The sequence below is a fragment of the Vallitalea pronyensis genome, assembly GCF_018141445.1.
GTDB classification, from domain to species: Bacteria; Bacillota; Clostridia; order Lachnospirales; family Vallitaleaceae; genus Vallitalea; species Vallitalea pronyensis.
Genome location: NZ_CP058649.1, coordinates 444,119 through 464,816, shown reverse-complemented (window position 1 = coordinate 464,816; position 20,698 = coordinate 444,119). Strand labels below are relative to the sequence as shown.

Genomic DNA, 20,698 nt, shown 5'->3' with positions numbered 1-20,698 from the left:
CCATCCACACACATCCCCCCACCCACACAAATCCTCCACTCCTCTTACTTAATAAACTGTTTTACTCACTAAAAAGTGGCACCCACTTCAATACCCTATCGTGTGTTCATAAAGGACTTTTGCAGCTTGTTGCCACTCTCCTCCAACAGATAAAAGCAACAAATGCAACGAAAGTGCATGAACACACGATAGGGTATCACATAACTCCCGTTGGCTGTTCCCCCCACTTACCTTACCTACAAAGCCGCTACATGATATCTTGCAAAGCAAGTTATTTAATAAAAAAACCTTCACTCATATATAATTGAAAGGCTAAGTTAAAAAAAATTTCTATAAGACATAAAAAGAGACTAAGAAGCCTCAGCCCCTTAGTCTCTAATTTCAAACATCTTACTCTACATTACCCTCAGCATTATCCACACTGCCATCAGCATTGTCTACATCATCAACATTGTCCGTATCTTCTGGAACCATCTCACTGGTACCCCCACCCGTTTGTGACGGTGTGGTTGGATTCTCTGGATTTGGTTCATCACCTTGACATCCTACCATTAATAGTAAACATAAGCCAAATACAGCTAGAATTGCTTTAAAACTTTTATTTTTCATTACACTCACCTCGAAAGTTATTTTTGTTACTTCTTCATTACTTGTGTTTCATTTTCCCTTACAGCATGCTCCTACTATACCCCTAGTTTAAGTGAATAATCCGTCATGAACCTTGTCATCACTGTATTATTCATCTTATTATAGTATGAGCAATATCTTCTTATACATACCTATTATTAATTATTTATAACTATAGCAGATTAAACCTTATTGATTCTTGTTTCTTGTTCTAATGGTGTCATGATATTGAAACTAGGATTAATATCCTCTAAAACATCTAAGAACGCATCCCATTTCTTCAAATCACCTAATACCACAATGGTTTTAGGCACTTTGTTCGTTGTGGATAAGGTATATAGTTCTTTTCGTGTCATCAAGAGCATTACATCCGGTTCATACAACGCATCAGCACCCAGATACCTAAAGATTCCCCGCTTTAGCTCTGTATATGCAGTCTGTTCTGTATCTTTTATGTGAAACCCTAATGTAAAATTATAATCACCAGCTCTAACACCATCTATTCTGATACTCATTAAATATAAAACGTTTTGCAGTGGCAGTGCATTAAGAACATCATCTGTTATGGTGGAACCAAGCATTTTAATGGCACCAAACCGCAGTTCAAAGGCACCCATCAAGTATTCATTACGCCATGCACCTGACTCAGCAATGTATCCCAGCTGTTCTAGAGCATCAGCACATAGTTCTTTTGCTTTTTTATTATCTGGGTTGTGGTAGATAATGTGTTTCATGGCTTGTGCTACCCATTGGTATTCGCCTTTTTTAAAATCTTCAGTGGCTTTTTCTAACATACGTTCTTCACCACCCATGTATTCCAGGTATTTACGACCTGCTTCTTCAGGTGTCAAAGGATTTAAATCAACTGGATTACCACTATACCAACCAATATACCTCTGGTAAATGCCTTTGGCATTGGTATTGACTGTTCCGTAAAACTGACTGTTAAACCACTCATCGCCCAAACTATCTGGTAAGGTAAGTACCTTACCAATATTATCAATGGTATAACCTTTATTCAGTAATCGTAACGTTTGGTCATTCAGGTATTGGTACAGGTCCCGTTGTTTTTCCATGAAGTCAATACAGTCATCATGGCCTATTCTGGGCCAATTATGCACTTGAAAGATATATGCTAAATCTTTGCCAAATGCATCAATGGCTTCTTGGATATAATAAGCCCACGCTACTGGATTACGTATTTTTGCGCCTCTTAACGTATAGATATTGTGCATGGTGACACTACAATTCTCTGCCATACACAAGGTTTTTTGCTGAGGAAAATAAATGTTCATTTCTGCTGGCGCCTCTGTATCTGGCGTTAACTGAAATTGCATGGGTATACCATCAATGGTTTTCTGGGTATAGGATAGTTTTGGATTTTTATTGTCAATGTGTATGAGACGATTGGTTAATGTCTGGTTGCCTAATGAGACATATTTCCCAATACCACAATCGATTTGTCCTCTTGGGTCTCGGGGTAATATCTCGCCATACATGTATAACCCTCGTCTTGACATGGCAATCCCTGCGTAAACATTCTCTTCGATGACAGCGTGCATAAAACCCTGTGGCACATATACATACAACGCCTTTGAATCAGCCTCATCTAGAACACCCAGTACACCACCGTAGTGATCTGCATGGGAATGGGTTATGATGACAGCACTTATGCTGAAATCTTTTATTTGCTCTTTTGCAAATTGAATAGCTGCCCTTGCTGTTTCTTCAGATGATAAACACCCGATGACAATCCATCCTGTATGTCCCTTAATCAAATTCATGTTAGCAAGATCATATCCCCTTATTTGATAAATCTGCTCAGTCACTTGAAAAAGTCCTGCTAAAGCATTCATTCTACCTTGTTGCCATAACTTCGGGTTAACGGAATCAGCACCATTATTCTCAAATAAAAATTCATAAGGTCTTAGATTCCATGCAGGTATGGGTATTGTCTTATTACGTATAAATGGTATTGTCCTTTTAATCATATGACGCACTGCTAATTGTTCCTCAACAGCCAATTTACTCATATTCATGGCCTTAAATGACTGTTGGTTAATCCTACTTGTTTTTGGAGTTGCTCGCTTACGAATAAGGTTAAGAAGACGTTTCTTTATCACAACTTCACCTGTTTCATCTTTATTCTATAAAAGTTTATTGAGCCACTCTAAAAAGTATACCTATTGATTAAATCATTACATATCCTGTTACTTGCCTAACCTTCTAATCCTTAATGAAGTTTTGTGTGTAATAGGGTGTATTGTCACTTTTAAACCATACACCAACACCTAAGCCTGTACAATCTGTACTTAATATACTTCTTCTATGACCTGATGAATTCATCCATCCGTTAACAACATGCATGGCATCTTTCTGACCATATGCAATGTTCTCACTAAAATAGGAATAACTAATGCCAGCTTGTTTCGCTCTATCCCATGGTGCTTGTCCTTGCTTATTGGTATGAGAGAAATAATCATTAGCAATCATATCTTTGCTATGATCCCTTGCCACTTTAGCTAAATCATCACGCCATTTGTATGGTTTTAATCCTTTATTTACACGCTCTACATTTGTAAGATCGAATACTTCATTTTCATAGCTGGTACGTAGTTCTGCACTACTTTGCACATAATAACCTTTACTTTTTACACCCTTGTCCATCATAAGAACTGCAACTACTTTGTTATTGTCATACTGGTCCACATAGAACGTATAGTCCATATCACCAGCTGTTGTCTTTAACTGGTTACCATAATCATTCTTGGCTCCAAAATCCTTCTTAACCGTGTCAGTCGATGCCCCATATCGAACTGTTTCGGTCAATTTCCAATAAGAAGCATTGGTATAAAGCGCAACAACTTTATTGTCTTTGATACCTATTTGTAAATATTGCTCATATGCTTGATTATAAATATACCACTTAAAGCCATGACCACTTACATCTGTACGCTTAGGTTGCCCTAATTTATCTGTTACTTTTGAAACGTCATCTCCAATATGGATGCCCCTTAACGCTTCTTTACTAAACTCTACAGGTTCTGCGGGTTCTTGAGGTTGTTCATTACCATTGTCACCTGGTTCTGTAGGCTGCTCTACTGGTTGTTCATTGTTATCACCCGGATCCACAGGTTCTGGTTCTGTTGGTTCTTCTGGTTGTTGCTGATCATCACCTGGCTGAATGTAGATACATCCATTGTCACCATCCCATTTAACGTTATAACCAAAAGCTTCCAACACAATGCGCAATGGTAAATGAACCCGTCCATTAATAATAACATTCTGTGTATCACTATTAACGACTTTGCCATTCACAGTAATATAGTTCTTATCCACTGGAATTGTTACCGTCATGTCACCCTTTTTCGCATAACCTGTTCTTGTCTCACCATCCCAACCAACTTGAAATTGACATGCTTCTGAAAAAGCTCTGAATGGAATTTGTGTTCGATTAGAGCGATCTATGTAAGGATACCCTAAGTCTTTATTAAATAATACTTTATTACCGTTCATATAAACTTTAGGTCCAGTCGCCCTTTCTTGTGTGTATCCACAATTTTGTCCCGTTGCCTGTGCACTTATCGTTGTCCCAAATAAGCTAAAAGCCATTACAACAACTAGTAGTAATCCTACTAGTTTTTTTGTCATTATTTATCGGCCCCTTTCTACTTCCCTCTTGCTTGGTTTACGAGTAACATTTAGCCCTTGAAGCAACTTAACAAGTTATTACACAAATATTAAACAAATATTAATGTTTCAAACATGTTTTACTGCTCCACAATTCTTATTATACACAAAACCGTTGATGTATGCAAGTAATATATTACAAAAGTATTAATTAATTGTTACACAGACTTAATATTTCTTGTCATATTTCAGATTAAAAAACATCAAAAAAAGACCATTCTTATGCTTATTGAGACAGTTTGAATGGTCGTCAAAATCCTATTGATTTTTTAAGAGAATTATTTAAAAATTTACATAAAAATATTTTTTATTTTTTCTTATATAATTTAAAGATAATTCTGTTTATATTAGCATTTATACTTAAAATAGATTGACACAAGAGTCTTTACTGAACAGGACGAAGCCTTGCTGTAAAATGTCTTAGAACCTTTGGTTCATAATCAAATGCCAAGCCTACCAGTTGGTCAGCATGATGAAAAACTTCAATAACGGCATCCGCAACAACATCCATATGACGATTGGTGTACACTCTTCGTGGTATCGTTAATCGCATGAACTCAAGAGGTGACTCTAGGTTTTCACCTGTATCTGGATCTCTTCCAAGTAGGAAAGACCCGATTTCTACGGCACGCACACCACCAGCAAGATAAACGGCATTACATACAGCCTGTGCAGGAAATTGGTCATAAGGTATATGGGAACATATTTTTTTACAATCCACAAAAACGGCATGACCTCCTGTAGGGTACTGAATGGGAACCTCTGCTTTGATTAATCGCTCACCTAAGTATTTAACTTGATCCATTCGATATGCCAGATAATCCTCTTCAAGGGCTTCTTCAAGGCCTACTGCCAAGGCTTCCATATCTCTACCTGCCATACCCCCATAAGTAGGAAATCCTTCTAAAGGCACCATAATGGAACGGCATGCTCGATAAAGCTCCAGATCATCATGTATAGCAATAATACCACCAATGTTTACCAAACCATCCTTCTTACAACTCATCATCATCCCATGACCATAGCTAAACATTTCAAGTGCAATTTCCCGTATGGTTTTGTCTTGGTAACCCTCTTCTCGCTGTTTAATGAAATAGGCATTTTCTGCATAACGAGCAGCATCAAAGAAAACTTTCAGACCATAATGGTCCGCAATTTTCTTAACGCCTTTAATGTTGGCCATGGATACAGGTTGCCCTCCTGAGGAATTACAGGTTACCGTCACAACGATACACGCTATTTTCTCTAAAGGATTATTCTGTATAAAGGCTTCTAGCTTTTCAAGATCAAAATTACCCTTAAAATCATCATAAGTCATGGTATCAAAAGCCTTGTCATCAATAAGATTGATGGCTCGGCCCCCTGCAATTTCCACATGTGCCTTCGTTGTATCAAAGTGCATGTTATTTAATACATAATCCCCTTTGTTTTTAATGACATTAGGGAATAATATTTGTTCTGCACCACGACCTTGATGGGCAGGTATCACATACTGATAGCCTGTAATCTTCTTCATCACATCTTCTAAGCGATAAAAACTACGGCTTCCAGCATAGGATTCATCCCCCATCATCAGTGCTGCCCATTGACGGTCACTCATAGCACCGGTTCCACTATCTGTTAACAAATCAATGTACACATCTTCCCCACGAAGGGCAAAAGGATTATAGCCTGCTTCCTTAAGACGTGCCTCTCTTTCTTCTCTGGGAATTAATCGAATAGGTTCCACCATCTTGATTTTAAACGGTTCCGCTTTTCGCATATCCTTACCTCCTCCAAACATCTAAGCCACCTTCTCCTTCTATCTTTTGGCTTCTATTTTTCATTATATTACATAACAATTTGCCTCACAATATAGGCTAGATAATACCATAAATAAAATGGTTTTTTGGTGGTTTCTTTTGTTTTAATTACTTATTGATAATTGCTGCTTTAATAAATAAACGTATATAATGCAACCACCTAACTGGTTAAAATTGATATTAAATGATGAAAATATAATAGCTATCTCCTTATGTTTTTAACTATTAATTCTAATATACCTTCATATCTAGCATATAAAAAGGCTACCTCCATTTATGTTAGGAGACAGCCTCTTTTTACACATTATGGTTAATCTTTATTATTTTTCAGACTTAGCTTATTCTTCACTGCTTTGAAGCTCTTCAAGCATTGTGGTAATCTTTTCTTTTACTTTATCGTAGCGTTCTTGATCTATTTTACTTTCACTAAGCTGTTCGTCTAACTTTGTTAAGTGCTCTTGAAGCTTTGTAACCTTTTCTTCATCTGTTAAGGCTTGGAAATCACCTTTTTTATCTCTTATTTTATCGCCAAAACCTTTAGGTCTTCTACCATCAAACTTCTCTTTTAAAGAACCATCAAAGATTTCCTCGCCGTTCTCTACTTTAACGCGCATCTCTTCTATTTTTTCTTTAATTGCCGTGTATTTTTCTTCTGTTAAGTCTCCTGCTGTATATTTTTCTTCAAGATTAACTAATTTCTCATCCATTTTAGCTAAGATTTCTTCTTGCCTTAGATTTTGAAAATCTATGCGATGGGGCTTCTCGCCTCTCTTACCACCTTTTTTCCCAAAGAATACTTCTTCATCGTTTTCAATCTTAACACGCATCTCTTCCATTTTTGCTTTTGCAGCTGTATAGCGTTCCTCGTCTATATCACCATTGCTATATTTCTCTTCAAGACCAGCTAACATGTCATCTACTTTTGCCAGTTTTTCTTCTTTTGTCATTTCTGTATGCATGGGTTTACCTGGTCTACCAGTGAATTCACCACTTTCAATACGTTCCATGATCTGTTGTAATCTCTCTTTTTTAAGCTGATAATCCTCTTCTGATAAACTACCATCTTCATAAGCTGCTTCTAATTTCTCTAAAGCACCATTAAGCCATTCTTCTTTATCACCCCTATTGAATCTTTTTTGCATCGAATAACTTTTTTCTGCTTTACTTTCTTCTACAACCTCACTTGCATTAACTGGTGCCAACAGGGTTGCTGATAATAAAACACCTAATCCTAATACTGCTAAATTCTTTTTCATCATAACGCATAACCTCCATATTAATTGTATTTGCCTTAATCGGCATATTTTCTGAATTTCTTGTCATTGAAATTCTTCTATCGAATGAATTTGTGTTTTTCATTCAACCTATAGTTAAAAGGCTTTGTTTTAACTATGGGTTTAGTATAAACACAAAATACGGAGTAATTATCATGAAATTATGTGAAAATGTGAAAAAGGATAATCTATCCAATTCATGGTATTTGATAAACTACTTGTAATACACCTTTGATGATAGACTTAGATTGACTAATGAATCATACTTTATCTAAATAGATTACATAAAAAAAAGCCTACCAATAGGTAGACTATAAAGTGTAGTTATTTTACTACTTTAATGATTTGTCCTAAATATAGGCTTATGTATTATTTTAAGTAAAAATATAATCGGTAATCGCCTTCTAAATCTCCGCTATCATGATCAACACATACATAAATATAATCATTTTCTTCTAAATAAAAATCTGCATCGAAGCTGCTTTCAACATTCGAAAATTTATCTGTTCTTTCTCCTTCCATATTATAGATTTCCAAGTCTATATCTGGATTGCCATCATAATGAAATCTAATTTTCAAAGTATCTGTTTCATCTGCATATATCTTAAAATAATCTCTATCGCCTTTTTCTTTAAAATCCCCTTCTACAACGGCGTTTTCATAACGCGCATAAAATCTATCTGCCCTTGATAATGAATCGTTATTTTCACTCTCACTATAATTCGTTTGAGCTTGTGCCGCAATTCCAGTACTTAAAATGCCCAAGATAATAGTTAAGCTTAATAGTATTTTCTTCATAATATTTTCCTCCTAAAAATTATTATTTCTATTACATTTACTAATATGTTTTTTATTTTTCATTCCTATATTTAATAAATTTCTATTAGTATAAAAACTTACATTCTTCACTTTAAATCTATATACTACTTATTTGACGTCAATTTATTATGTTATCATTATCGCCAACCAATGTTGTCTAATGTAATTCATTCTTTATGTAATTTATAACCCCCTTTATACTGACTTCGTGTATTAATTAAATAATTATGATGTATTATTTAATTAAATATTGTTTGAATTTATCACTTCGATCGAAAGTAATACAATAATAGCATAATATTTCAGAAATGTTTGTCATAATTTGGCATAGAAATTCGTCTTTTTTCGACTACGCTTGTAATCAATTATTAAGATCATAACGTAGCAAATAAAAAACAAGCTCTAGTAAGCTTGATTTTTGATTTCCTTATTTAACTGTGATAACTTTTTGGTAACTTTAAGTATTTTATAATTTTCCCCAAGACCGCAATCCCTTTATTTATCAACGTTCCCGGCGGGATTCGAACCCACGGCCTACCGCTTAGGAGGCGGTCGCTCTATCCTGCTGAGCTACGGAAACATCTGTGCACAATTTTGCACATCTGTAATATATTTTATCATGTTTTGAATGATAGTCAAGTACATAATGCTTTTGTATTTATAATTCTGCTCAAACCGTCTCTTGGCATGTCCATATAAGAAATAATCGTACAAAAAGTTACGTGGTTCACAATAATTTATAAACAATAGGCAAAGGGGCTATCATAAAAGTATTTACGTATATGGTCAAGCAATTCACCAAAACGATAATGCTTTTATCAAACAGCCCTTCTGCATCTCTTTTATGGCGCTACATTATAAGAATTACTATAGCACTGAATTACAATTTATTACTCACTTTCCCACCATGTATCATCAGGAGCACCACTGGTCATTAAACCTTCCGCGTACCATCCTTGTTCGCCCTTATTTAAGTAAAGCCATCTTGGAAAGATGCCCGTTTCAAATGCAGAATTACCTCCATCTGAAATATCCAGTTCTAAAGAATAATATGCCTTGTTGCCTCTCGTCTCGCCATGAAGCAGTTTAACCGATTTTATCTGAATGGTATCATATATGTCTTGACCATCTGTATGATATTCACTGCCATAGCTGATGGCATAGATAGCCTCATAATTACTTTCTAAAAGGGCCTTGATATAAAATTCAACGGCCTCTTTGGTTGTGGTGGTAAAATAATGTTGCCCACCCTCATTGTCTTTGACTTCTTCTGATTTAGCATGTATACCATATTGTTTAAAAATCTCAATAAAATACTTTGAATCCGTAGCCATGGCTTGATCGTAGATTGTTTCACCGTCTGAGGTGGTCACAAAGGGGTCTGCACCGGCATGTAACAATAACTTAGCCATATCACAATTGGTCATGATTAAAGTCACTGCTAAAGGATACCGACCTTTACTGTCTTGTATGTTAAGGTCTAGATTACCTTCTTCTATGACATCTTTGACATAACGTATATCATTGCTTAACACAGCATTCGTTAAACGATCCATGGCTACAGGATCAACTTCACCATGACTATCCTCAATGGTCGTATCATCTGTGGCCGTATCATCTGTGGTTGTAGCTACAGGTTTTTTTTCAGGCATGATGTCAATATCCATTTGCTTTGCCGTTACATGATCAAATGTCAATAATCCACTGATCACAAGGGTGCATATACCAAAAGCACCAAACAAAACCATGCCATTTCTTCTTTTTTTCATATTAATAATACCTCCTAATCGGTCTTTTACCATTTTCTTTCCTTGATTAAAGTATGTGCATAAAGCCATGGGATACTTTTGTTGTTCCGATATGGATGCAAGTATGGTCTTGCCGTATTGTATGCGTTGTTCAAAGGTACACCCTTTTACCACATCGTCATCACAACATAACTCTATGTCTTTCGTGGCATGTTGACGCATGATATAGACCAAAGGGTTAAACCAATGTAATCCATTCACCATGAGTAACAATAACTTATACCACACATCATGACGCTTATAATGCATGTATTCATGCTTCATGATATAATGTAACTGGGTCTTATTATAATCTCCCTTAGGAAATAGTAAGACAGGTTTTATAAAACCAATCATCATGGGTGTCCAAACTTTTTCACAAATATAGCAAGGTATATGTTTGGTTATATGCATATGGGTCGTCACCTTATCAATTTCTTCCAACATACAGCCATTGGTAATCGGTCGACTCCATCTTAGTACTTGATGACGCATATAACGGTATGCCATAAGATGATATAGCATATATAACAACATGCCACCAACCCAGATATAGAGCAACACTTCTTTTATCGTGATAGGTTCGGATTTAGTGTATAAGGTCTGATGATTCACGGTAGTTTTCTGTATGTGGGAATCCACTATCTGAAAAGGCATTCCCGATTGCCCTGCATTAAATGGGCTTACTTGTTGAGCTTGAGAATTCCTTATCATGGTTATCTTAGGTAATTCAATGTCATATCCCTCCAGAATAGGCGTATCAAAAGGTAATAACAGCCGAAGAGCTAATAATAACCAAATCCAATACTTCCACTTAGCCCCATAATGTTTCTGTATCATGGGTGATAGCAACATTAATCCAACAATAACGATACTACAACCTAATGATACTTCAAATAAAGAAGTGATAAACCCTAACACTTATCATACCTCCTTATGAGCCTTGTCTAAGAATTCTCTCAATTCATCAAGGTCCTTTTCACTTATGGCCTTGCTTTGATAGAGGGCTGTAACAAAACTTTTAAAAGAATTACCATACAATTTTTCTAATATGGATTTACCTTCCTTTTCCTTATAGGTATTTTCGTCAACAATAGAACGATAAAAGTTATTTCGCCCTTTCTTCTCACAAATCAAAAATTCTTTCTTGATTAATCGTGTAAGGACTGTCATAAGGGTAGGTAATGCCCACTTTCTTTTGCCTTTCAAGGCTTCTAATATATAAGAAGCGCTTACAGGTTGTTCTGAATGCCATATAACCAGCATAATTTCAAGTTCTGCATCGGATAATCGCTTAGCTTCTTTTGTCAACAAACTCCACTCCTTTTCAATTACACAATTGTATAATATGATTTCATTATACAATTGTATAATTGAAAAGTCAAGGATAATATTATTTATTTTTTATATCCTATATCATAAACCCATTGTCCACTACAAAAAAGGTTATTCATTAATTATCTAAACAAATATTAACATACAATTTGCCAAGTTTAATGATACACATAGAAAAAGATGGATTTCACAATCCACCTTTAATCAATATCTATATGATGTTCAACAGCTGGTTTTACCTGATCAACTTGTCCAGCTTACTAAGATTCACTTTTTGAAATAACACGTAATCCTAATCCATATAACCTCTCCGAAGCTTCTTATCTATAAAATATCTGCTAATTGAATGTCTTTTGTATGCGCATACACCATATCCGCTTGATGAAGAACAGAGGCTTCACCAATACCAACTGCTAACATACCTGCTGACTTGATGGCTTCTACTCCTGCTTCAGCATCTTCAACACCTACACATGCCGAAGGGTCTATCCCTAAATCATGAGCAGCCTTTAAGAAGATATCTGGTGCTGGCTTTCCCTTTTCAACAGATGCAGGGTCAACAATATAATCAATGTAATCCTTAATGCCTAATAGATTAACCAAAGTCGGTGCATTTTTTGAAGCACTTCCAATAGCAATCTTAATACCCTTCTCCTTCAACCCTTCAAAAAGCTCTTTCACACCCTCAAACAAATCATCTTCCGTACACTTAAGAATCATTTCCTTGTAATTCTCATTTTTCTTATAAGCCAGTTCTGCTTTCTCCTCCGCCGTGAAATCATGACTCCGATTACCATATGCCAAAATACGCTCTAAAGAATCCATCCTTGAAACACCTTTTAATTTCTCATTAAACGTACGATCAATGTCAATACCTAACTCATCAGCACATTGCTTCCACGCCTGATAATGCTGTTCACTGGTTTCCGTAATAACACCATCCATATCAAAAATAAAACATTTATATTGACTCATGCTTTATACCATCCTTTCATAATATAATTCGCTCTAAAAAATTATACACCATATACCCACAACCTTCAATACCATTCCATCACTCGTATACCCACCGTTTACCCCTAGCCCCTTCACACTTGCCTAGTAGGTCGATAGGTATCGTTAATCTGTGATGTTTAAAAAATGCATAGAAATTCTTAGTAAACGGAAAGCTGAATGCCGTAAAAAAACTTATGTGTCTGAGCGTCAGCGAGTTATAAGTTTTAGGCATTCAGCTTACCGTTTGCTTAGTATTTCTCGCATTCTTTAACCTGAACAGATTAACGATACCTATCTAACTACGGCCGTCTTGCACATACCATATTATTCTGCATCTTTTCATGCAATAGCCTTTGACTAACTCTGTACATCCTTACATCTAGTCTAACCCCATCCCACAATTTCATACCCACAACCATTATCTAAGCCATTTAAAAAAGAAACACATTTAAATCCACTAAACTGTTTTACACCTACCCAATAAATGATATAATAATAGATAACGCAATTTCATGCATCTACGAGGCTCTAACAGAAAGCTGGTGATAAGATGATTCAATATTCTCTCGTTGATATTCGAAAATTATGTAATGATACCATTTTTATGCGAGGTGTTAAATACTATAACAAAGGTCATGTGGTCGACATTCAATTTTATCATGATTTTTTTGAAGTGAAGGTCCAAGGCAGCGACCTCTATGATGTGCTGATAGAATTCGACCAACGAACAGGAAAAATAAACTATACCGAATGTAACTGCAAAGCTTACCATCAATATACAGGCGTCTGTAAACATATTGTGGCAGCACTGCTGACCATTCTCTATAAAAAAGAGCAATTTAATAAAGATGCCGTTGTAAAATCCTACGACCATATCATCGATAATTTTTCCGATGCCCTTACAAAAGGTATCTGGAAACACCAAGCTAAAACAAGAGTGAATCTAGAAATCACATTCTTTCCTGTGGATGTTACCAACCGCTATGTGACCTCATCATATAAATTAAGAATTGGTGAGAAACGTTTGTATGCCTTAAAACATTTTGATGAATTTTATAAACAATACAAAAAAGGTCGTATCAATTTTGGTAAGGAATTTACGTATGATGCCTCTTATCACTATTTTAACGACATTGACAATACGTTTTTAAATACCTTAGGCGACTATTTCCAAATGGAAGCTTTTATTAAGCAAGAACAAACCCACTCTAGCTTAAGTTCATCTAATAAGAACAACTTAGCTATGCCCGAAATCTATATTAAAAAGACCTTATCCATCTTAGAAGATCGTTCCTTTCATATGAGTTATCATGATATTATATTTAGAGATTGTCGTATACAAACAGATATCCGTATGGTTTTTGATGTGACCAAAACAGAACATTGGATTCGTATATCCATTAAAGACTATCTCAACTTCTTTCCCCTGACGAAAGATTGCCAATATGTTTTCTATGACGACCATATATATCAATTAGACCAAGAAAAGCAGCATCTCTTTCAGGTGATCTATAAAGCCTTTAACAACGATACCAAATCCATTGAGCTGAGTGAACAGTACAAACATAAATTTGTTTCATCCATACTTCCTGTTTTAAAGGAAATGGGTACGGTATCCATGGACACAGAAATCAAACAAAAGCTCTATACAGAAGACTTGATATGTGATATTCATTTGGATAAGTATTTTAACACGGTAAAAGGTACCGTAACCTTTAACTACGGCAATTATAAAGTAGGCGTTATACCCGTTTCAACACCGGACTTACCACCAGACTTAATACTGGTTCAAGATATAAAAAAGGAATCCAATATATTAGCCTTATTAGCAGAAGCTTCATGCATTCAAAAAGAAGATCAGGATTTTTTCACCATTGACCAGGAAGATGCCCTGTATGATTTTATCTATTATTATCTTCCACAGTTACAAGATATGGCTACCATTTATTACTCTGAAAACTTTAAGAATATCCATATCAAAGAAAAATACGCCATGAGTGGTGGTATTAAGCTGAATGAAACCTCCAACATGCTGGAGTTCACCTTTAATATTGATGGCATTGACCCATCCGAGTTATCCGCCATTATGCAATCCCTACAAGAAAAAAAGCGTTATTATAAGCTTAAAAACGGCGGCTTTTTGCCTTTGGATAATGAAGAAACAGAACATGTAGGAACCTTAATTCGTGAATTGAACGTATCAGCAAAAGATTTTGATAAAACCATGATTGAAGTACCAAAATACAGGGCTTTATACATGGATGCCCTTCTACGTGACAAACAGATAAAAGTATTTCATCGTAATCAAAGCTTCAAAAAATTAGTCAGTGATATAAAAGAACCAGGTGATATGCATTTTACACCACCTGACAACTTGGCAAATATTTTAAGGGACTATCAAAAACTAGGCTTTAAATGGTTACGAACCTTAGCTCACTATGGCTTTGGTGGTATACTGGCAGATGATATGGGGCTTGGGAAAACGTTGCAATCCATTGCTCTTATCCAATCAACAGCCTCTAAACAACCATCATTAGTGGTTGCTCCCACATCCTTAGTCTATAACTGGGAAGAAGAAATTAACAAGTTCGCTCCTGATATGCAGGTATTAGTCATTACAGGACCTAGAAAAGACCGTGAAACGTTATTTGAAGCCATAAAAGATAGCCATGTGATTGTTACCTCCTATGGCCTTCTTAAACGGGATATTGAGGACTATAATAAGCATATATTTGAATATTGTTTTATTGATGAAGCCCAACACATTAAAAATCCTAGCTCTCTTAATGCCAAGGCTGTTAAACAGATACGGTCTAAAGTGCGCTTTGCTTTAACAGGTACCCCTATCGAAAACTCATTGACCGAATTATGGTCCATTTTTGATTTTATTCTACCTGGTTATTTGTTAAGTCACAAAAAATTCATTCTTCACTATGAACGACCTATTATTAAGCATCAAGACCAACATGCCCTACAGCAATTAAATACACAGATACGTCCTTTTATTCTACGGCGATTAAAGCAAGATGTATTGACCGAATTGCCACCTAAAATTGAAACCAAGATGACCACAGAATTGACAGAAAGTCAGAAAAAAATATATCTTGGCTACCTGCAGCAAATTAAAAAAGATTTGGCCATTGCCTTCAAGGATAAAGGGGTTAATCAAAGCACCATAAAAGTATTGGGAGCCCTTACAAGACTTCGCCAAATCTGCTGCCATCCAAATACGTTTATTGATGGGTACACGGGTGATAGCGGTAAATTACAGTTGCTTTTAGAATTGGTTACGGATGCTGTTGAAAGCGGCCACCGAATTTTAATTTTTTCTGGCTTCACCAGCATGCTGCGTATCATAAGGGATTTATTAGATCAGTACCAAATCTCACAGTATTATCTGGATGGCTCAACACCAGCAGAAGAACGTCGAGATATGGTTCGTCACTTCAATACAGACGATACCAGTGTATTCTTGATTTCATTAAAAGCTGGAGGTACAGGTCTTAATTTAACAGGTGCAGATATGGTGATTCATTATGACCCATGGTGGAATCCGGCTGTTGAAGATCAAGCAACCGATAGAGCATATCGTATTGGGCAACATAAATCTGTGCAAGTCTTTAAGCTCATTACAGCAGGCACCATTGAAGAACGTATTTATCAGCTTCAACAACGAAAGAAATCCATGATTGATGCGGTGATTAAACCTGGGGAAACCCTGTTAACGAAGCTAGATGAGAAGGAAATACGAGCCTTATTTGACATGACTTAAATGATATACTTAATGTCACTCCTAGAAAAATAGAGTCCCAATTGCTCCTGAAAAAAGATTTTTAATTCTTGGAGTTGGTCTTTATCATACACATACTTACCGTAGCCAAATTGCCCATATTTAAATTTACGCTGTTCGTCCTCCATAGGCAGAGTTGTGTCAGGGAAAACATCCCTAATACGGTTTTTGGCTTTGGTAGTATACCGATGGGATATGATTTCAAAGGTTAAGCCTCCATGTTTATCCACAGGAATGGCTTCTGCCAGAGCTTTTATCAACTGTTTATAGTCTGTTTTCCACTGTTCATATAAGAATACAGGTGCAATGATGAATCCTGCTGGGTAGCCTGCGTCAATGACTTTTGATGCAGCGGCTATACGGTTTGCCATGGAAGGCGTTCGATGCTCATAGCTTTTGATAACCTTATCGGTATTGATACTAAAGCGAATGGTCGTATGACCTCTATGATCTAAGGTTAATAGATCGTCTATATTGGTGTACTTGGTCACAAATCGAAATCGACCTCTTGGTTCGTGGGCAAAAAAAGTAATGGTTTTTTCTAAAGCATGGGTATAAGGTTCAACGGGTAGCGGGTCTGATGTCGCTGCGCCTTCAAACACAATCACCTCTTCCCCATTATCCATGTACGTTTTAGCCCGTTCCAATATGGCGTCAATGTTGACATATACTCTTGTATAAGGCTTATCCCCCAATTGTGTATTGAGGTAACAATATTCACACTGACCAATACATCCTGTAACCAGTGGTAATTGGAAATGTGCTGACGGTTTACAGGTCTGAAAATCGAGACTTTTTCGTACCCCAATCACAAGGGTATTTTTTCCTTCCTGGTATTTTTCTTTTTTACTGGTACCTGGAATACCTTTGGTTCGGCTGCTTTCTAATAAAATAATGTCGGTTCCATTATCTTGGAACTGTTTATACAATGTTTGACCAAGTTCATAGGTCAACGCCTCTTTTTCAATAAGAACTCTTGCTGGATTAAACATGATGTGCCTCCTTAAGCCAAGTCTTTCCCTTTTCACTATGACTGTTTTCTATAATGTTATGGTGGTTTCATCCAGAAACCCCCATGAAAGATCCATGGTTTTTATATCTTCCACTAATTGAAATAAAGCCAAATCCTTTTTTTTGGCTTCTAGCATGATATCATAATCATGGGTTGTATATGCCTTCGTTTTCTCTATAAAAGCCACAAAAGCCTTTGCATCAATAAAATCACTATGCCGTCTATCCATGGGTGTATTTTTTGGACTGGAATAGTGAATTTTGGGGATGAATGGATCACCTTGCCAAGTGTTGAAAATGGTTTCTATATAATCATGGAGGTTTTCTCCTCGATTATGACAATGTTGATGGTGGACATCCAGTACCATGGGTACCTTCAAGCGGTGACAAAGGCCTAACACATCCAGCATATCAAAACTTTTATCGTCATTTTCAATAATGATTTTATCGGTTATGGCTTTTGGGAAGTATTCAAAATGCGTAACAAACCGTTCTAATGATGCTTGTTTTCCTCCTTGAGTGCTCCCTACATGTATGATAATTTTCCCTTCTGAGTAGAGCATATCATCTAACATATAGGCCAGATAGAGAAGATTACGAATGGTATTCTCAACCACCTTTGGATTGGTACTGTTAATGACATTAAATTGGTCCGCATGAACATCTACGCGAAGACCTAAATCTTTGATTAATCTGCCCATGTATTCAAAATCTGCTTTAAACAACCGTCGATAAGGCCAACCGATTACCTCATCATGGGTTGCAAGGGGTACTAAAGAGGAGGTTAATCGGTAAAAGTGAATGTGATGTGCGTCATTATATTGAAGTATGGTTTCTAAGTCTCGTATATTGGATGCTGTGACCTGTTTAAGCTTATTTATTTTTTGTTCACTGGTTAAACCTTTATAATACCGATAAGTAACCGTACTTGAAGACGTTACTTTCTCTAAACCAAGTGCCAGAGCTACGTAGCCCAATTGTATATGCATGCTTTCACCTACTTTATATTAACATTAGTATTTATCTTGAGCATTATTTTATTCGCTTCTTTCATATAATATCATGTAGTAATGACGATATTGCCATCATATGCTATACTATATACAGACTACATTTGTAGCCTGTAAAGGAGGGATTAACCTTGAAAAAGATGGTACACTTTATTCACACAATTCTCATACTGACCATGATGACCTCTTGTGCCCAACAAGATAAAGACTTACATACACTGGAAAGCAGTCTTACCTTTTTGACATCTGACGAATGCATGGGACGCTCAACTGGAACAGAAGGTAATCAGCTTGCTGCATCCTATATTGCTGACCAATATAAAACCTTTGAACTGGATACCTACAATGATCAATATTATCACCACTACAAACAATCTACCTATGATCCAGCTACTGCAACACAAGAGTTAACCGTTTTTTACAAAGATGGTACGCAAAAAAGCTATGTTTATGGCTTAGATTTTCTAGGTTCCATGATCGAAGATACATCTGTCAAAACCCAGATAACAACAGATATCCATGATTTAGATGACAAGATAATTATCGTAGATGAACATACTCCTGCATTTAACTTTCGACAATCAAATGCTGTTGGCCGGTTTAAGAAAACTGATGTATTGTTTAAATCAAACCACGTTAGAAGCGATGATAAATTCTCCGTTGAGATTACCAACACGCTATATGATGATCTCATGTCAAAAGATGTGGACTATGTTACCTATAAAGATAACGTATCGACAGAAGAAAAAGAGGTTAACAATGTGATAGGCATTCTTAAAGGAAAGGATTCAACCCATGCCCTTGTTTTATCTGCCCATTTTGATCATGTTGGCTTTGCAGGAGATACGATTTTTCGAGGAGCCATTGATAACGCGTCAGGTGTTGCCATTCTTCTTGAATTAGCGGAACGTCTTAAAAAACGCTCCCTTGAAGAACCTTTTGACATGGATATTGTATTCGCCGCCCTTAATGGTGAGGAATATGGCCTTATGGGCAGTAAAGCTTTTGTCCCAAGCATCAAAGAGCACTATCATTTTCTATACAACATCAATATGGACTGTATTGGAAAAAAAGATGGCGGTGATCTAGCCGTTAATAGCCAACGAGAAGAATTGCTTCTCAATAAAAAATTACAAGAAGCCTTATTTAATCATTTTTCTGAAAGTGATATACCGGTAACCGACCAATTTTATGGTTTAAGTGACCACTACTCTTTTAATCGGATGAATGTTCCCGGTGTAACCATTGGTCAAGGAGAAGTTTTTGGCGAAAACGACACGACTAGCATTCATACGCCTGAAGATACCGTTGATATCGTTGACTATGATTATATGAATCGTGTTGTAGATGTTCTATATGATTTTATTATCCATCATGATGGGAACATGTTCCGACGCCATGAGGATGTATCCTTATCTGTTACTGGAGCACGATGGATTGAGAGAAACCTCTTACACCCATTGACAGCATAGGCATTCACCGTCCAGAACGAAGCGACTTCGTCGCGTCTTGCGAAGCACGTTGTTGCGTTAGGCAAGTTTCCTGGACGCATATGAAAACACTTTTATTTCATATGCTAAATTCAGAGGACTTTCCTAAAGAACAATGAAAAGGCTATGGCATCAAACACATGTTTTAATGCCATAGCCACATTATTTAAACAAATTCAATATGTCCTTGTATCATGCAGACGCCTTTAAAGCGCATGCCTTTTGAGGGTATACCCATTAAATCCTTCTTATTAATACACACCTCTACGCGAAAATTAAGACAATCTAAATCTAAGATATAAACCTCTTCACCTGTCATGGTATTACGGACCATACGAGAATCCAATATGGTACCAAGAAGGGAATATTCCGATTCATGAAACCCATGGGGTATAAAATAACCTTCTAATATGGTTAATAAATCTTCATGTCTTGTCCGGTATTGAAACAGCTCTTCTGTTTGCTCTGCATCGATTTCCAACAAGGAGATAGCCTCTTCATCACCATCTTTTGCCATTTCCAATAGGGATGCCCGCCATTTTTCCTCTTCTTCTTCCACCATGATATCCACTTCATCTTTACTTATGGGTAATATAACCGTTCCTTCTATGGAAAAAGCAACCAATCGAAGGCAACGTATATAGACATCTCTTTCTTCACCAATATCAAAGTAATCCACTAGATTTTGCAAGTAAAAAGTCATGGCATTACCTGTTTTATCATCTTCAAAAAAACCATAATACTCATCTTTACCAAAATCAGCTTCTATCACATCAATCTCACCTACATCCATGGGAATTGTACCTTTCTTATAGGGTAGCACGGATGAAACTTTTATCTCTTCCTGGTCGTCTAATTCTCCTCGAACCATGATGCCCAATTCTTCTTGATACTTTTTATGGTATTCTACCTTTAGCTTTTCCTTGCCAAAATTAGATATATACTTCTCTGTTGGGTTTTGAATGATATCTCTGACTAGCTCTTTTATTTGTTCTTTATTGGCATATCCTTTAAAGCCAATTGCGCTTAAGTACTTTTCCATCCTATTCACCACTCTTTTAGCTTTA

The 20,698-nt window shown here is 36.4% G+C and carries 14 protein-coding genes and 1 tRNA gene; 2 read left to right on the top strand and 13 right to left on the bottom strand.

What is annotated here, in order from left to right:
* Positions 1–390: 390 nt before the first annotated feature.
* The 10 genes from HZI73_RS01955 to pgmB form a co-directional block, all read right to left on the bottom strand.
* On the bottom strand, positions 391–609 hold the full coding sequence (locus HZI73_RS01955; protein ID WP_212696586.1) for a hypothetical protein: 219 nt from the start codon (positions 607–609) through the stop codon (positions 391–393).
* Positions 610–809: 200 nt separating this feature from the next.
* A complete protein-coding gene (locus HZI73_RS01950; protein WP_212696585.1) occupies positions 810–2,750 on the bottom strand; it encodes an alkyl/aryl-sulfatase in 1,941 nt (646 codons plus the stop codon).
* A gap of 103 nt (positions 2,751–2,853) precedes the next feature.
* The gene (locus HZI73_RS01945) at positions 2,854–4,278 is read right to left on the bottom strand and encodes a stalk domain-containing protein (RefSeq protein ID WP_212696584.1); all 1,425 of its coding nucleotides are present in this window, start codon (positions 4,276–4,278) and stop codon (positions 2,854–2,856) included.
* A 424-nt stretch (positions 4,279–4,702) separates the two neighbouring features.
* Complete coding sequence (locus tag HZI73_RS01940; RefSeq protein ID WP_212696583.1) at positions 4,703–6,079, bottom strand: tryptophanase; 1,377 nt, start codon at positions 6,077–6,079, stop codon at positions 4,703–4,705.
* 378 nt (positions 6,080–6,457) lie between these two features.
* The gene (locus HZI73_RS01935; protein WP_212696582.1) at positions 6,458–7,378 is read right to left on the bottom strand and encodes a hypothetical protein; all 921 of its coding nucleotides are present in this window, start codon (positions 7,376–7,378) and stop codon (positions 6,458–6,460) included.
* 384 nt (positions 7,379–7,762) lie between these two features.
* Positions 7,763–8,191 (bottom strand): hypothetical protein, encoded by a 429-nt coding sequence (locus HZI73_RS01930; protein WP_212696581.1) that lies wholly within the window; start codon positions 8,189–8,191, stop codon positions 7,763–7,765.
* A 527-nt stretch (positions 8,192–8,718) separates the two neighbouring features.
* Positions 8,719–8,792, bottom strand: a tRNA-Arg gene (locus HZI73_RS01925).
* A gap of 310 nt (positions 8,793–9,102) precedes the next feature.
* Entirely contained in the window at positions 9,103–10,920 is a 1,818-nt protein-coding gene (locus HZI73_RS01920) for a M56 family metallopeptidase (RefSeq protein ID WP_212696580.1), read from the bottom strand.
* A 3-nt stretch (positions 10,921–10,923) separates the two neighbouring features.
* Positions 10,924–11,313, bottom strand: a complete 390-nt coding sequence (locus HZI73_RS01915; protein ID WP_246552319.1) for a BlaI/MecI/CopY family transcriptional regulator — start codon at positions 11,311–11,313, stop codon at positions 10,924–10,926.
* Between the two features lie 345 nt (positions 11,314–11,658).
* Positions 11,659–12,309 (bottom strand): beta-phosphoglucomutase, encoded by a 651-nt coding sequence (gene pgmB, locus HZI73_RS01910; RefSeq protein ID WP_212696579.1) that lies wholly within the window; start codon positions 12,307–12,309, stop codon positions 11,659–11,661.
* Positions 12,310–12,880: 571 nt separating this feature from the next.
* Here pgmB and HZI73_RS01905 point away from each other — a divergent pair.
* Positions 12,881–16,102: an SNF2 helicase associated domain-containing protein gene (locus HZI73_RS01905; RefSeq protein WP_212696578.1), complete on the top strand. Its 3,222-nt coding sequence runs from the start codon at positions 12,881–12,883 to the stop codon at positions 16,100–16,102.
* Here the strand turns inward: HZI73_RS01905 and splB are convergent.
* A complete protein-coding gene (gene splB, locus HZI73_RS01900; protein WP_212696577.1) occupies positions 16,099–17,112 on the bottom strand; it encodes a spore photoproduct lyase in 1,014 nt (337 codons plus the stop codon). The genes HZI73_RS01905 and splB overlap by 4 nt on opposite strands.
* 48 nt (positions 17,113–17,160) lie before the next feature.
* A complete protein-coding gene (gene uvsE / locus HZI73_RS01895) occupies positions 17,161–18,120 on the bottom strand; it encodes a UV DNA damage repair endonuclease UvsE (protein ID WP_212696576.1) in 960 nt (319 codons plus the stop codon).
* Between the two features lie 161 nt (positions 18,121–18,281).
* Here uvsE and HZI73_RS01890 point away from each other — a divergent pair, with 161 nt between their 5' ends.
* Positions 18,282–19,613 carry a M28 family metallopeptidase gene (locus tag HZI73_RS01890; RefSeq protein WP_246552507.1) on the top strand — a complete coding sequence of 444 codons (1,332 nt, stop codon included), beginning with the start codon at positions 18,282–18,284 and terminating at the stop codon, positions 19,611–19,613.
* 184 nt (positions 19,614–19,797) lie between these two features.
* On the opposite strand, the gene HZI73_RS01885 is transcribed toward HZI73_RS01890, so the two are convergent.
* Positions 19,798–20,673 (bottom strand): DUF3881 family protein, encoded by an 876-nt coding sequence (locus HZI73_RS01885; RefSeq protein WP_212696574.1) that lies wholly within the window; start codon positions 20,671–20,673, stop codon positions 19,798–19,800.
* Positions 20,674–20,698: the final 25 nt, after the last annotated feature.